This is a genomic window from Streptomyces sp. NPDC093097 (genome assembly GCF_044754325.1).
Lineage (GTDB): Bacteria > Actinomycetota > Actinomycetes > Streptomycetales > Streptomycetaceae > Streptomyces.
The window spans coordinates 252,186-264,467 of sequence record NZ_JBIVOW010000005.1 but is presented as its reverse complement, the minus strand read 5'-3'; the positions used below and the strand labels follow the sequence as shown (position 1 = coordinate 264,467).

The following is a 12,282-nucleotide window of genomic DNA, read 5'->3' as shown; positions in this document are numbered from 1 at the left end:
CGCCGACGCGCCGCGCGTGGAGCTGACGGCCGTACGGGCGGAGGCTGCCCGGTACCGCACCAAGGCGCGGGAGACGGCGGAGTCCCTGAAGGCGGCCCGTTCGCCGGAAGAGTTCCAAGCCGTGGCGGACCGGGCCACGGAGCTGCACCGGGAGCGCCTGGCCCGCCGCTACCACCTGCCGGACGCCCTGGCCGTCCGGATCACCGGGGTCGACGAGGGCGCCCACAACCTCGCCACCGGCCCGGACTCCCGCCCCGACCTGCTCCTGCGCCGCCGCGTCACGGCCCCAGGGCAGCCGGATGCGGCACAGCGCGAGATGCTGGCTCGGTTGAACGCGGGCGCCGCAGCTGTGCCGCACCTGCTCGATTCGGGCGAACGGTCCTTCGGCTTCTACCGCGGACCGCTCACCGCCGAACCGGCTCAACGACTGCCAGCCCCGGCCGACGGGCGCAGCCGCCTGGAATCGGCGGGGGAGGGACTGATCTACCTGGAGCTGCACGGCGTGTTCGACGCTGGCTACGCCGCAGCGTTCAGCCTGGGTCGCCAACTCTGCCTGGCAGATGCGGAGTTCCGTACCGCCTTGCTGGAATTCCGCAAGGCCGCCCGATCCGCGGCCCGGCGCCTCGCCACGCACGCCTCCGTCACGGGCCGAACCGCAACATCGCAGGACCCGCGCGGCCGCCAGGCGCGCGACGGGTTCGACCGACTGCTCACCGATGCAGGCGGCAGCCGGTTCCGCGCCACGTTGCAGGCCACGGGCGTGCAGAGGACGGCACGACGTGGCCCGCGGACCCGCGCCCAGGCGGCGCCGACGGTGGACGCTGCCGCGCTGCGCTCAACCCTGACCGATGCCGGGACCCTGGCCGTGCTGCGCGATGCGGTTGGCGACGAACTGGAGCCGATCGCCGCGTGGTTGGCACGCCTGCCCCTGCTGGAGATGATTCCCTTCACCCACCTCGTGCCGGATCCCGCGATGTTGCCGGTCGAGTCGTTGCGCTTCGCCTACACCGACCCGGCCTGGGTGCGGGCCGCGGTGGACGGCGCGCTGAGCGTCGGGGTCGGCCACGCGCTCGACGCGGATCTCAACGCACTGGCCGCCGAGGTCGCCGCGCCGCCGCCGTGCGCACTGCTGATGCGCTCGGACCTGGTCCCGCACTGGCCCAAGATCATCATGACCGCGTTTCTCGGCGAGCGTGTCGTCGAGCCGGTCCGCCGCATGGTCTACGGGCACGACGTACTGATGCTGCTCTACCCGTAGGTGATCGACACCTTCACCCTGGCCGAACCGCCCCAGGGCCTGCACTTCGGATTCAGCGACATCGGCACCGTCGAGCTGCGGCAGATCTCCGGGCCGGAGGTGGGAGCGCCGCTGGGCGAGTTCCCCGAGGAACCGACCGACGACCGGTTCGCACGGTTCCTGCGCCCGGGTGGGCACAACGTGCTGAACGTGGCCGGGTCGGGGGACGCGTTGCTGGCCGCCTTGGGAGAGGCACACGGTGACGTGGAGCTGAGTTCGGCGCAGTTCGCCCTGCAGATGATCAAGGCCCCCCAGTTCCAGGAGTTCGTGCGCCCGTGACGACCGCAGAGCAACGAGGCAGGACGATGAATCCGCTCACCACCTTGGTGGTTCCCGTGGAAGTGGCGGCCCTGGCCGTCAACGACCAGACCCGGATCACTGACGGCAGCTTCATCTGGCAGCGCTGGCAGGCCGACTTCGAGGAAAGCTCTGTGAGTTGAGCCTGCGGCGGCGGTTCGAGCAGGCCGTCGCGGTGATCGACGCGTACGGGGGAGCGGACGGGCCACTGGCCCTGGTGGGTTTCAGCATGAGCGGCCGGACGGTGGCCGATCTCGTCCGGCACTACGGGGATCGGGTGGCGGCGCTGGGGCAGTGTGCGCCCGCCGTGTACAGCGCCGAGGCGTGGGACGTGCCCTTCGAGGACGGGAACGGCCGGTTCAGCAGGATCATTCGGCAGCCGGACAGCTGGCGTGAGGCGCCCGCGCTTGAGGTGCTGCGGGCGTACGAGGGCCGGGCGGGCACCGACGCGGTGATCCCGCCCGCGGCGACCGAGTCCATACAGAACGCGCTGGCCGCGCGTGCCCAGTACACCCGGTTCGGCCTTCCGGAAGCGCAGCACCAGCTGGGGACGTGGTTCCGCGAACACGGCGACGACCGGCGGGAGTCCATGGAGGCGGTGCTGACCGGGCTCGACGGCCAGGGCCTGCGGCCACTGCGCGACCGGAAGCCCCCGAGGGCACCGAAGACGAAGAGGGCTTCCGGGGCGACGTGAGGGGTCAGGAGGCCGGCGTGGCCGAGGGCCATACGCCGAACCACTGTTCGGCGCCGTAGGCATGGAACCGCTCCACCTCGGTGAACCCCAGCTTTGCCGCCAGGCGCATCGAGCGTTCGTTGGCAGTCTGGGTGTACAGCACCACCGACTTGCCGGGATGCGCGTCGGCGAACCAGTCGAGTGCCGCTGCGCACGCCTCGGCGCCGTACCCACGTCCCCACACCTCCGGCACGAAGAGGTAGCCGAGCTCGGCCTCCCCGACATCCCGGCGGGCGTTCTCCGGACTCCCCGCGTCGTGCCGAACGAGCTTGATCATGCCGATCAACGCTCCGTCGAGATCGATCACGAAATGGCCAGGCCGATGTCCGGGTGTCTGGGGTATCTCGCGTTCGAGCTCATCTCGCGGGCGAGGGCCACCGAGGTAGGTATGCACCTCCGGTGAGGCGAGCAGCTCGATTGATGCCGCACGGTCTCGGGCTTCGGGCTCGCGGAGCACGAGCCGCTCGGTCCTGATCGGGGCAGACGGCCAAGCGACGGGTCCAAGCTCAGTCATGGCGGGCAACCTATCGCACGCCCACCGTGGGACACTCTCGTCGCCGCAACCCCGAAGAGATCGTGTCCACAGGGGAGTTGGCATCGTGCGCGTGATGTCGGCCATCTCTGCCCAGGGAGTCTCGTGTCAGACGTATCCATTCGCCTCGCAGGCATTGCCGACCGTCCGATAGTGGAACGGCTGTGGCTGATGTTCCGTCATGACCTGTCGGAGTTCCATGGTCTGCTGCCCAACGCCGACGGAACCTTCCGCAACGATCGACTCCACGCGGCCTTCTCTGATCCCGACTGGGCGCCGTACCTCCTGATGGTCGGTGACAGCCCTGCCGGCTTCGCGTTCGTACGCGGTGTGAGCGCCTCGACGCGCGTGCTGAACAGCTTTTTCGTGGTGCGGGGTGCACGGAGAACGGGGATCGGGCTGCGCGCTGTTCAGGAGATCGCGGTCAGGCACCCGGGTTCGTGGGAGGTTGCGTTTCAGGACGCCAACGCGGGTGCGGTGAACTTCTGGCGTCGCGTCGCCACGGAGATCGCCGGAGACGCATGGACGGAGGAACGCAGAAGGGTGCCAGGTCGGCCGGACCTGCCCCCTGACGTCTGGATCTCCTTCAGCACTCCCACGGGGACTTGCGACTGAGCACCGGAGCAGGGCAGCCGCCGAACACACTCGGCGGCACCGGCCAAGCCGGCCTGGCCTGGGCAACGCCATGGGGCACCGATCTGCCCCCCCGCATGCGGTTCACGTCGCCCTCGATTCCCCCGAGAAATGGCGGCAGTTGGCTACGCGAGCCGACCCGTGTCACCTCCGGCCCTGCGGGGCCTGCCGGAATGTCCGGTGACGCCGGCCCAGTCTGGGAGGCATGGTCTGGGCGAGTCCGCGCCCGGCGGCGATCAGGGGGCGTTGGACGCCCGCACCGAAGGTGAGGCGCCGAAAACCAGTGGAACAGCGCCGCTGTGCGTGATTACCGTGCTGCGGACCCAAGTTGTCCAGTCGAGGACGTGCCGTTGTACACCCTGTGAGACCTCCCGAGCGCTGATTCGTCGCGCGTCGCGCCTGTGCGCCGCGCTGCTTTTTGCTGCGGACTTCTCACTGAAACCGGTGTACTTCTGTGCTCACCAACTGGGTGGTCATGCCCACCTGCCTGCCTCTCGTGCTGCGTCGTTGCCACACGTGCGCGTCCGAACGCTTCCGGGCGAGCGGCAAATTCCGTGTCAACGCGAACCACAAGCTCATCGACGCCTGGCTCCTCATACTCTGCACCGCGTGCGGGGAGACGGCGAAGCTCACGGTCTTCGAGCGGATGCATGTGCGCTCCATACGGCCTGAGCTGCTGAACCGACTGCACGACAACGACCTCGGACTGGCAGCCGAGTTGCTCCAGGATTCGGTCGTGCGGCGCCGCAATCGCATCGCCCTCGACTGGGACAACGCCTGGCGCCTCGATACCGGTGGCACGGAACATCCGGACCGCGAGGTGATCGACGTTTCGGTCCGTTTCGCGGCGCGGATCCCCGTCCGGCCGGTGCGGCTGATCGCGGAAGGCTGCGGTCTGTCGCGGGCCGAGGTCGAGAGACTGATCACGAAGGGGAAGCTCGTGTCGGCGGTCCGGCTGAGCGGCAAGCTCTCCGGTGACTTCACCTTCACGCTCAAGCGCTGAGCCCTCGTCGGGGCCAGGGCCGGTCCGGCAAGATCCGCCGGACCGGCCCTGCCTGGTTCATCGCGGACTGCGGACTGCGGACTGCGGACTGCGGGCTGAGGCCCGGCCTTCGCCGTCCGTCGTAGGAACAGAACAGGCCGCCTCCACTGGTCCCGCGTTCACCGGCACCGCACGTCCTCGGCAAAGCCGAAGATCACTGCGGAACCGCGTCACGACGACGGGGTGTGGCTGCGGCCCGTGGCCCCTTCGCGTCCGAGAGGTGGTTGCAGGGCCTTGCGCTCGACTGGTCAAGCGCAAGGCCCACTGCCAACCAGAACCCCTACTGCGCCGGCCCGTTGCGGCGGTTGGAGCTGCGGCCGCCGGTGCCGGCGGCGCCGCCGTTGGCCCCGCCGGTCGACCCCCGGCGGCCGGAGCCGCGGGAGTTCTTGCCGGAGGTGGAACCGGCCGACGCGCCGGCCGCGGTCCGGCGGTCGGAACCGCGTCCGCCCGTGGCACCGGCACTGCCCGTACCCCGGCCGGATCCCGCCCGACGGGCAGAACCGCGGCCGCCGGTTGCGGACGTGCCGCCCGTCGCAGCCGTCCCGGCCGCCGGCCGGCGCTCCGAGCCGCGGCCGCCGGTCTTGGCGGCGGCAGCCGTCGCCGTTCCCGCCCCGCCACCGCCGCCGCTGCGGCGTCGGCGGCTGGACCGCCGGCCGGACTCGCTGCCGGACTTCTGGTTCGGGCGGGACGGTGTCGCCGGCTGGGGGACCTCGATGGTGACGGGCACGCCGGAAGGCTCGCGGGCGCCGGTGAGGGTGGTCAGCTCCTCGTCGCTCGACTTGATGCGGGCCGTACGGGGGCGGATGCCCGCGTCCGACATGAGCCGGTTGACCTCCCGCTTCTGTTCCGGCAGGACCAGCGTGACCACGCTGCCGGAGCCGCCGGCGCGGGCCGTGCGGCCGCCCCGGTGGAGGTAGTCCTTGTGGTCGCCGGGGGGATCGACGTTCACCACGAGGTCGAGGTCGTCGACGTGTATGCCCCGGGCCGCGACGTTCGTCGCCACCAGTGCGGTGACCTGGCCGTTCTTGAACTGCTCCAGGGTGCGGTTGCGCTGCGGCTGGGAGCGGCCGCCGTGCAGTGCCGCCGCGCGGACCCCGACGGACAGGAGCCGCTTGGTGAGCCGGTCGGCGGACCGCTTGGTGTCGAGGAAGAGGATGACCTGGCCGTCACGGGCCGCGATGCGCGTGGTGATGGCCTTCTTGTCGGTCTCGTCCTGGACGTGGAGCAGGTGGTGCTCCATGGTGGTCACCGCGCCGGCGGACGGGTCCACCGAGTGCACCACGGGGTCGGTCAGGAACCGCTGCACCAGACGGTCGATGTTGCGGTCGAGGGTGGCCGAGAAGAGCATGCGCTGACCGTCGGTCCGCACCTGCTGGATCAGCTTGGTGATCTGCGGCAGGAAGCCCATGTCGGTCATCTGGTCGGCTTCGTCCAGCACCGTGATGCGCACGTCGCCGAGGACGCAGTCCCCGCGTTCGACGAGGTCGTTGAGCCTGCCGGGGGTCGCCACGAGCACCTCGGCGCCGCGGCGGAGCGTACCGGCCTGCTTGGTGATGGACAGCCCGCCGACGACGGTGGCCAGCCGGAGGTTCACCGCCGTCGCGTAGGGGGTCAGCGCGTCCGTCACCTGCTGGGCGAGTTCGCGGGTGGGCACCAGCACCATGGCGAGGGGAGCCTTGGGCTCCGCGCGCAGTCCGGCGGTGCGGGCCAGGAGAGCCAGTCCGAACGCGAGGGTCTTGCCGGAACCGGTGCGACCCCGTCCCAGCAGGTCACGGCCGGCGAGCGAGTTGGGCAGCGTGGCGGCCTGGATGGGGAAGGGGGAGGTCACACCCTGCGCGGTGAGGGTCTTCAGCAGTCCCGCGGGCATGTCCAGGTCGGCGAAGTCCTCGACGGCGGGAAGTGCGGGTGTCGTGTTTTCCGGAAGCCGGAATTCCCTCGGGGACGAGGTGGAAGGGGTGGACGACGAGGCGCGCCGGTTGGACTTCTGGGGCCTGCGGGGCATGCAGATTTCTGCCTTTCTGTAAACAGCACAAACCGGGGTCCGCACCATGACGGTGCGGACCCCGGTGCGCGGACACGCGTCCGGCAATCAGGCGGCGACGATGTTCTCCGCCTGCGGGCCCTTCTGGCCCTGCGTGACGTCGAAGGAGACCCGCTGGCCCTCCTGCAGCTCACGGAAGCCCTGGGACTGAATGTTCGAGTAGTGCGCGAAGACGTCGGGGCCGCCGCCGTCCTGCTGAATGAAACCGAAACCCTTTTCGGCGTTGAACCACTTCACAGTGCCCTGTGCCATGACTTTCTCCTTCTGTAGGCAGAGGCCCCATCCGGAGATGCCGGAAAACAAATAACGCGCCTGACGAAGCATTCCCGTCAGGCGCACATAGGTTCATGGGTACCACAACTGCAACTCCGAAACCGTAGCACAGCTCAGGGGCCCGTGGTGGATCAACGACCTGCGCCGGGGCTCCGCAGAGCCTCTCGAAACGATCGCCTACGTTCGTCAGACCGGCGGCGACTCCGCGTGATGGCCGCGGGCAACGCCCTCGTCGACAGCTGCGGACGCGGACGTGGTGGCCGGCGACCCGGTCCGGGGCCGTCTGCCGGTCGTGACGATCCGGCCCGGGCGGGTGGCCGGCCCTCCAGCAACATCGCCGGTCTCTGTCTGCACGGGGATCGTGGCCGTGCGTGAGGGAATCCTCGACCATGCCGCGTCGATGTCCCCGGCCGGTAGCGCGCGGCTGTCTCAGCGGCGCATCGCCTCGATCACGCCGGCGAACTCGGCGTCGCCGTGGCCCGCGGTGATCGCTCGGTCCACGAGGCCCTTGATCGCGTGGAGCATGTCGGTGTCGATGTCGTGGCTCTGGGCGGCCTTGATGAGGTGGGCGAGCGCCGATGTGTGAATCGTGAGGACATCCGCGTCTTTGGAGTACTGCCCCGCGTCGATGTCCCCGGCCGTTCTCGCGGCGACGGACGGGAACTGGCCGAGAATGGCGTCCAGGTGCGGTGCGAGGTCCTCGGCCGGTATGCCTTCCCCGTCGGCCAGAGCGAAGTCGTGGACCATCCCGGCCAGGCCGGCGTAGTAGAGGCTCAGCAGTGCCACGTCGTAGGCCGTGGCCGTGCCGGCGTCGGGGCCGAGGCTCAGAGGTCCCGGTGCGAGGTCGCGGCCAGTGAGCCGAGGAGTGCGAGGGCCTCGCTGCTCGGTGAGGCGGGTTCGGCGTGGTAGACGACGAGTTCCTGGCCCGGGGCGGCGCGGACGTCGAAGGTCTGCATGGTCAGCGTCAGCGGTCCGACGTCGTGGTGCACGAAGCGTTTGCACTCCAGTGCCTTGCCCCGGGCGTCGTGGCGGGTCCACAGGTCGGTGAACTCGGGGCTGTCGTCGAGCAGTTCGGTCAGCACCTGCCGCACCCGCGGGTGGTCCGGGGCTGCTCCGTGGTTGAGTCGGAAGCCGGCGACGGAGTTGTGCGCGACCTCGCGCCAGTCGCGGTAGAAGGTGCGGGCGGCCGGGTCGGTGAACACGACGTGCATGAGGTTGCGCGAGTGGGCCCAGCCGCGGAAGAGGGCGTCGGCGATCGCGTTCGAGGCCAGGACGTCGTATGCGCGGTTGTAGACGATGGCCGGGTTGTGCGGCCAGGCGTCCATCAGGGCCAGCAGGCTCGGCTCGACCCGGTCCACCACGGCGGCGGCCCGGGACCGCGGGCCGAGGCCGGCGAGCCGGAAGAGGTGCAGGCGGCCGTCCTCGTCCAGCCGCAGGGCGGCGGCCAGGGCGTCGAGCACCTGCGCGGAGGGATTGCGCTCGCGCCCCTGCTCCAGGCGTACGTAGTAGTCGGCGCTGACTCCCGCGAGCAGGGCCACCTCCTCGCGCCGCAGCCCGGGCACCCGGCGGTGCCCCGTGACGGGGAGATTCGCCTGGGCCGGGGTGACGCCGGCGCGCCGGGTGGTGAGGTAGGCGCCGAGTTCTGAACGTGCCATGCCGCCATGCTAGATGCGGGCCCTCCCGCCTTCCTGGGTGCGCTGCACCCAGGAGGAGGCCGCCCTTCCTGCGGTGCTGCGGCCGGGCCAGTTTTGAGGGCATGACCACACAGCAACCAGGACGCGACGGGTCGGCCGGTCGCAAGGTCGTCCTTGTCACCGGCGCCAGCAGCGGCATCGGCGCGGCCGTCGCCGCGCGGCTCGTGGTCGACGGGCACCAGGTGGTGGCCGGGGCCCGCCGCACCGATCGGCTGCGGGCGCTGGCGGAGAGCACGGCCGAGGCGGCCGGCTGCTCCGGCGGCGGGCTGGAACCGGTCCGGCTGGACGTGACGGACCGCGCGGACGTCGCCGACTTCGTGCGGGCGGCCCGCGACCGTCACGGCCGGGTCGACGTGCTCGTCAACAACGCCGGCGTCATGCCCCTGTCGCGCCTGGACTCCCTGCTCGTCGACGAGTGGGACCGGATGCTCGACGTCAACGTCCGTGGCCTGCTGCACGGCATCGCCGCCGCGCTGCCGGTGTTCACCGCGCAGGGCTCGGGGCACTTCGTCACGATCGCGAGCACCGGTGCCCACGAGGTCGTGCCCACCGGCGCCGTCTACTGCGGCACCAAACACGCGGCCAGGGCGATCACCGAGGGCCTGCGCCAGGAGTCCGCCCCCTTCATCCGGGTCACGACCGTCTCGCCCGGCGTCGTCAGTTCCGAACTCGCCGACACCATCACCGATCCCGGCGCCGCCGAGGCCATGCGCGCCTACCGCGCCCATGCGATCGGGCCCGAAGTCATCGCCGGCGCCGTCTCCTACGCCCTCGCGCAGCCGCCCGACACCGACGTCAACGAGATCGTCGTCCGCCCCGTCCACCAGCGCTGACACCCATCGCAACGACCGGAGAGCCCAAGTCCATGACCATGACCACGACCCCGCACCGTCCTGCCGTCCCCGCCGCCTGGGACCTCACCGGGCGGGTCGCCGTCGTGACCGGAGCCGCCCGCGGCATCGGCCACGCCGCCGCCACGCTCCTGCGCGCCCGCGGCGCCCGCCTGGTCGTCACCGACCGGTCCGAGGCCGTCGAGGAACTCGCCGCGCAGGACCCCGACAACATCGCCGCGCTCGTCGGGGACGTCGCCGACGAGGAACTCGCCCGGGCCACAGCGGCCTTGGCGACCAGCCGCTTCGGCTCGCTCGACATCCTGGTCAACAACGCCGGCCGCACCCTGAACAAGCCGGTCACCGAGACATCCGTCGAGGACTTCGACGACATCCTGCGCGTCAACGCCCGCGGCAACTTCGTCCAGGCCCGCGAGGCGTTCCGCGTGATGGAGGCCGGTGGCGGCGGCGTGATCGTCTCGATCGCGTCCGTCTCGTCGCTCGTCGCCTTCGCCACGCAGACCGCCTACGCCGCGTCGAAGGGCGCCCTGGCCCAGATCACCCGGGTGTTGGCCATCGAGGGCGGCCCCAAGGGGATCCGTTCCAACGCCGTGCTCCCCGGGGTCATCGACACCGACATCATGGAAGGCGTCGTCGGCAACGGTCGCGAGATGCTCGCCTCGTTCGGCCCGGCCCATCCCGTCGGACGGATCGGGCGCCCCGACGAGGTCGCCGAAGCCGTCGCCTTTCTCGCCTCCGACGCGGCCTCCTTCGTCACCGGCGCGCTGCTGACCGTCGACGGGGGCTGGACCGCCCAGTGACGACCGGCCGACCGCGCCGCCCCCGTCGACGGGGCGAGGGCGGCGGCGGGCCGGTCCGGGGCAGGCATCTTCGCGCGGAGGTGTGGCCGGGGCGGTCCGAGCGGCAGGTGCGGGGTGGTTCAGGGGGAGAGGAGGGGGCCGAAGGTCTGCCGTGCGATGTCCTCGGCGGGTGCCTGGTCGACGGCGCGGCCGGGTACCTCGGGGTGGGACTCGGCCCAGGCGTGCGCGGAGGCGGCCGAGGTGAAGAAGTTCAGCGCGTCGCAGCATGCCGTGGCCGCGGGGCCGCCGCCGGGGCGTTGCCCGACGAACACCACCGCGTCCCCGGGCTCCCAAGTGGTGGTCCCGCCCCGGGTGGTGACGGTGACGGGCTCGCCGGTGACCGGGTCCGTGGAGGAGATCACCGCGTCCGCGTTCAGCATCGCGGGGATGCCGAGTGCGTCGATCGCGCACATCGACCACACCTGCGCACCGCCGTCGATCCGTACGCGGTGGCGGGTGGGCACGGCGGAGAAGGGGTAGGCGGCGCGGATCGTGCCGCTTTCGTCCAGGGTGAGGAAGTCCTCGGCGGCGAGTTCGGCGAGGACCTCCCGGGCCTCTCGGCCCGCCTGCGCGGCGACCGGTTCGAGCGCGTCGGGACCCGGGGCCGCCCCGGTGTCGGCGAAGTGCCGCAGGACCGCCTGGTGTACCGACCGCAGGCCCCGTTCGGCCGGTGCGCGGCGTCCTCGGCCGTCCCGGCCGACGACATCGAGGGCGTTCACCTCGCAGCAGCCCCCTGATACGACAGCCGCAGCCTCCGGCCGGCCCCCGGTGGCAAGTGCCTCGCGCAGCGCGGCCACGCTCGGGGCGCCGGCCACCGTGCCGTCCGCCTCCCGGTACAGCCGGCACGACACGCTCGGCACCGCACCGGCCGGTGCGAACGGGTCCACGCCGTCCACCAGGATCGTCGGCGAGCCGGTCATGCCGCGCGCGGCGGCCTGCTCCTGCTCGTGGATCTCCACCAGTTCCACTTCCGCCGGCCGGCCCGCCAGCGCCGCGGCGACCCGCTCCAGGGCCAGTGGGGCGTTGGGACACTCCGGAACGGTCAGTACCGTGATGTGCATCCTGCTCGTCCTTCCGACTCGTCGATCTGCTCGGAACGCTAGACCTTCCAGTGCACTGGAAGGTCAAGTCGTAGCCTGGAGGCATGCGCATCGGTGATCTCGCGGAGGCCAGCGGGCTGACCGCCAAGACTCTCCGCTTCTACGAGCAGGCCGGCCTGCTGCCCGCCCCGCCCCGCACGACCGGCGGCTACCGCGACTACCCCGATCACACCGTCGCCCGGCTCGCGTTCATCCGCGGCGCCCAGGGCGCCAGCCTCAGCCTCGCGGAGATCCGTTCCGTCCTCGTGCTGCGTGACGGCGGCCAGGCACCCTGCGCGCACGTCACCACGTTGATCGATCAGCGCCTCGGGGACATCGAGCGCCGTCTGGCGGAGCTGACCAAGACCCGTGAGGAGCTGCGCGGTCTGGCCCGGCGGGCCGCCGCCACCGACCCGGCCGGCTGCGCCGAGGACGACATCTGCACCATCCTCGTCCCGCCCGGCGCCTCGCACCCGTGATCTGTGGGGGAGTCCTTCGAGGGGCCCGGAGTCGATGGCACTCCAGCAGGGCAACGTGCGCTCCACGAAGGTGACTTGGGGTCGCGGTGGGGGGACTCAACGAGGTGCGGAAGTCCCGGCGTCCGGCGCCGGGGCCGCGCCTGCCGCGCCCTCGGTGGCGGCGATCGTCCGGCGCAGCAGGCTGCGCGCGGCCTGAAGGTCGGCGGCACGTCGGTCGAGGACGTTCAGCTGGTCGCGGAGGCTGGTGAGGACGCCGGGACAGGGGCGCAGCGTCGCCTCGTCGAAGGCGCAGGGCAGGACCTGGCGGATGACGCGGGTGGGGAGGCCGGCGGCGAGCAGGGCGCGGATGCGCCGCACCGTCTCCACCGTCCCCTCGTCGTAGTCGCGGTAGCCGTTGGCGCGGCGTTCTGAGTGGATCAGCCCCATGCGCTCGTAGTAGCGCAGCAGCCGCTCGCTGACTCCGGTACGACGCGACAGCTCCCCGATCAGCAC

Annotated in this window: 16 protein-coding genes; 9 read left to right on the top strand and 7 right to left on the bottom strand. The window is 71.4% G+C overall.

What is annotated here, in order from left to right; translation table 11 throughout:
* The first annotated feature begins 16 nt into the window (after positions 1 to 16).
* Genes ACIQE0_RS11300 through ACIQE0_RS11285 form a run of 4 tightly spaced genes read left to right on the top strand, consistent with a single transcriptional unit; the run spans position 17 to position 2,288 of the window.
* Positions 17 to 1,258: a hypothetical protein gene (locus ACIQE0_RS11300; protein ID WP_402330798.1), complete on the top strand. Its 1,242-nt coding sequence runs from the start codon at positions 17 to 19 to the stop codon at positions 1,256 to 1,258.
* On the top strand, positions 1,259 to 1,576 hold the full coding sequence (locus ACIQE0_RS11295; protein ID WP_402330797.1) for a hypothetical protein: 318 nt from the start codon (positions 1,259 to 1,261) through the stop codon (positions 1,574 to 1,576). It begins immediately after the preceding gene.
* Positions 1,573 to 1,737, top strand: a complete 165-nt coding sequence (locus ACIQE0_RS11290) for a hypothetical protein (protein ID WP_402330795.1) — start codon at positions 1,573 to 1,575, stop codon at positions 1,735 to 1,737. The genes ACIQE0_RS11295 and ACIQE0_RS11290 overlap by 4 nt, the downstream gene beginning before the upstream one ends.
* Positions 1,734 to 2,288, top strand: coding sequence for an alpha/beta fold hydrolase (locus ACIQE0_RS11285; protein ID WP_402330793.1), 555 nt, complete (start codon positions 1,734 to 1,736; stop codon positions 2,286 to 2,288). The genes ACIQE0_RS11290 and ACIQE0_RS11285 overlap by 4 nt, the downstream gene beginning before the upstream one ends.
* 4 nt (positions 2,289 to 2,292) lie before the next feature.
* On the opposite strand, the gene ACIQE0_RS11280 is transcribed toward ACIQE0_RS11285, so the two are convergent.
* Positions 2,293 to 2,841 carry a GNAT family N-acetyltransferase gene (locus ACIQE0_RS11280; RefSeq protein ID WP_402330791.1) on the bottom strand — a complete coding sequence of 183 codons (549 nt, stop codon included), beginning with the start codon at positions 2,839 to 2,841 and terminating at the stop codon, positions 2,293 to 2,295.
* A gap of 123 nt (positions 2,842 to 2,964) precedes the next feature.
* Between ACIQE0_RS11280 and ACIQE0_RS11275 the strand changes: the two genes are divergently transcribed.
* A complete protein-coding gene (locus tag ACIQE0_RS11275; protein WP_402330789.1) occupies positions 2,965 to 3,474 on the top strand; it encodes a GNAT family N-acetyltransferase in 510 nt (169 codons plus the stop codon).
* Positions 3,475 to 3,946: 472 nt separating this feature from the next.
* Positions 3,947 to 4,495: a DUF1062 domain-containing protein gene (locus ACIQE0_RS11270; RefSeq protein ID WP_402330787.1), complete on the top strand. Its 549-nt coding sequence runs from the start codon at positions 3,947 to 3,949 to the stop codon at positions 4,493 to 4,495.
* A gap of 319 nt (positions 4,496 to 4,814) precedes the next feature.
* On the opposite strand, the gene ACIQE0_RS11265 is transcribed toward ACIQE0_RS11270, so the two are convergent.
* The 4 genes from ACIQE0_RS11265 to ACIQE0_RS11250 all read right to left on the bottom strand — a co-directional run bounded on the left by ACIQE0_RS11265 (position 4,815) and on the right by ACIQE0_RS11250 (position 8,503).
* Positions 4,815 to 6,536 carry a DEAD/DEAH box helicase gene (locus ACIQE0_RS11265; RefSeq protein WP_402330785.1) on the bottom strand — a complete coding sequence of 574 codons (1,722 nt, stop codon included), beginning with the start codon at positions 6,534 to 6,536 and terminating at the stop codon, positions 4,815 to 4,817.
* 87 nt (positions 6,537 to 6,623) lie between these two features.
* Positions 6,624 to 6,827, bottom strand: coding sequence for a cold-shock protein (locus ACIQE0_RS11260; protein ID WP_366335613.1), 204 nt, complete (start codon positions 6,825 to 6,827; stop codon positions 6,624 to 6,626).
* 450 nt (positions 6,828 to 7,277) lie between these two features.
* Positions 7,278 to 7,676, bottom strand: a complete 399-nt coding sequence (locus ACIQE0_RS11255; protein ID WP_402331058.1) for a hypothetical protein — start codon at positions 7,674 to 7,676, stop codon at positions 7,278 to 7,280.
* Entirely contained in the window at positions 7,673 to 8,503 is an 831-nt protein-coding gene (locus ACIQE0_RS11250) for a helix-turn-helix domain-containing protein (RefSeq protein ID WP_402330783.1), read from the bottom strand. The genes ACIQE0_RS11255 and ACIQE0_RS11250 overlap by 4 nt, the downstream gene beginning before the upstream one ends.
* Before the next feature lie 101 nt (positions 8,504 to 8,604).
* Here ACIQE0_RS11250 and ACIQE0_RS11245 point away from each other — a divergent pair, with 101 nt between their 5' ends.
* Positions 8,605 to 9,375, top strand: coding sequence for an SDR family oxidoreductase (locus ACIQE0_RS11245; protein ID WP_402330781.1), 771 nt, complete (start codon positions 8,605 to 8,607; stop codon positions 9,373 to 9,375).
* Between the two features lie 32 nt (positions 9,376 to 9,407).
* Positions 9,408 to 10,193, top strand: coding sequence for an SDR family NAD(P)-dependent oxidoreductase (locus tag ACIQE0_RS11240; RefSeq protein ID WP_402330779.1), 786 nt, complete (start codon positions 9,408 to 9,410; stop codon positions 10,191 to 10,193).
* Positions 10,194 to 10,312: 119 nt separating this feature from the next.
* On the opposite strand, the gene merB is transcribed toward ACIQE0_RS11240, so the two are convergent.
* The gene (gene merB / locus ACIQE0_RS11235; protein WP_402330777.1) at positions 10,313 to 11,293 is read right to left on the bottom strand and encodes an organomercurial lyase; all 981 of its coding nucleotides are present in this window, start codon (positions 11,291 to 11,293) and stop codon (positions 10,313 to 10,315) included.
* Between the two features lie 83 nt (positions 11,294 to 11,376).
* On the opposite strand from merB, the gene ACIQE0_RS11230 reads away from it, so the two are divergent.
* Positions 11,377 to 11,790 carry a heavy metal-responsive transcriptional regulator gene (locus ACIQE0_RS11230; RefSeq protein ID WP_402330775.1) on the top strand — a complete coding sequence of 138 codons (414 nt, stop codon included), beginning with the start codon at positions 11,377 to 11,379 and terminating at the stop codon, positions 11,788 to 11,790.
* Between the two features lie 96 nt (positions 11,791 to 11,886).
* On the opposite strand, the gene ACIQE0_RS11225 is transcribed toward ACIQE0_RS11230, so the two are convergent.
* Positions 11,887 to 12,282 carry a MerR family transcriptional regulator gene (locus ACIQE0_RS11225; RefSeq protein ID WP_402330773.1) on the bottom strand — a complete coding sequence of 132 codons (396 nt, stop codon included), beginning with the start codon at positions 12,280 to 12,282 and terminating at the stop codon, positions 11,887 to 11,889.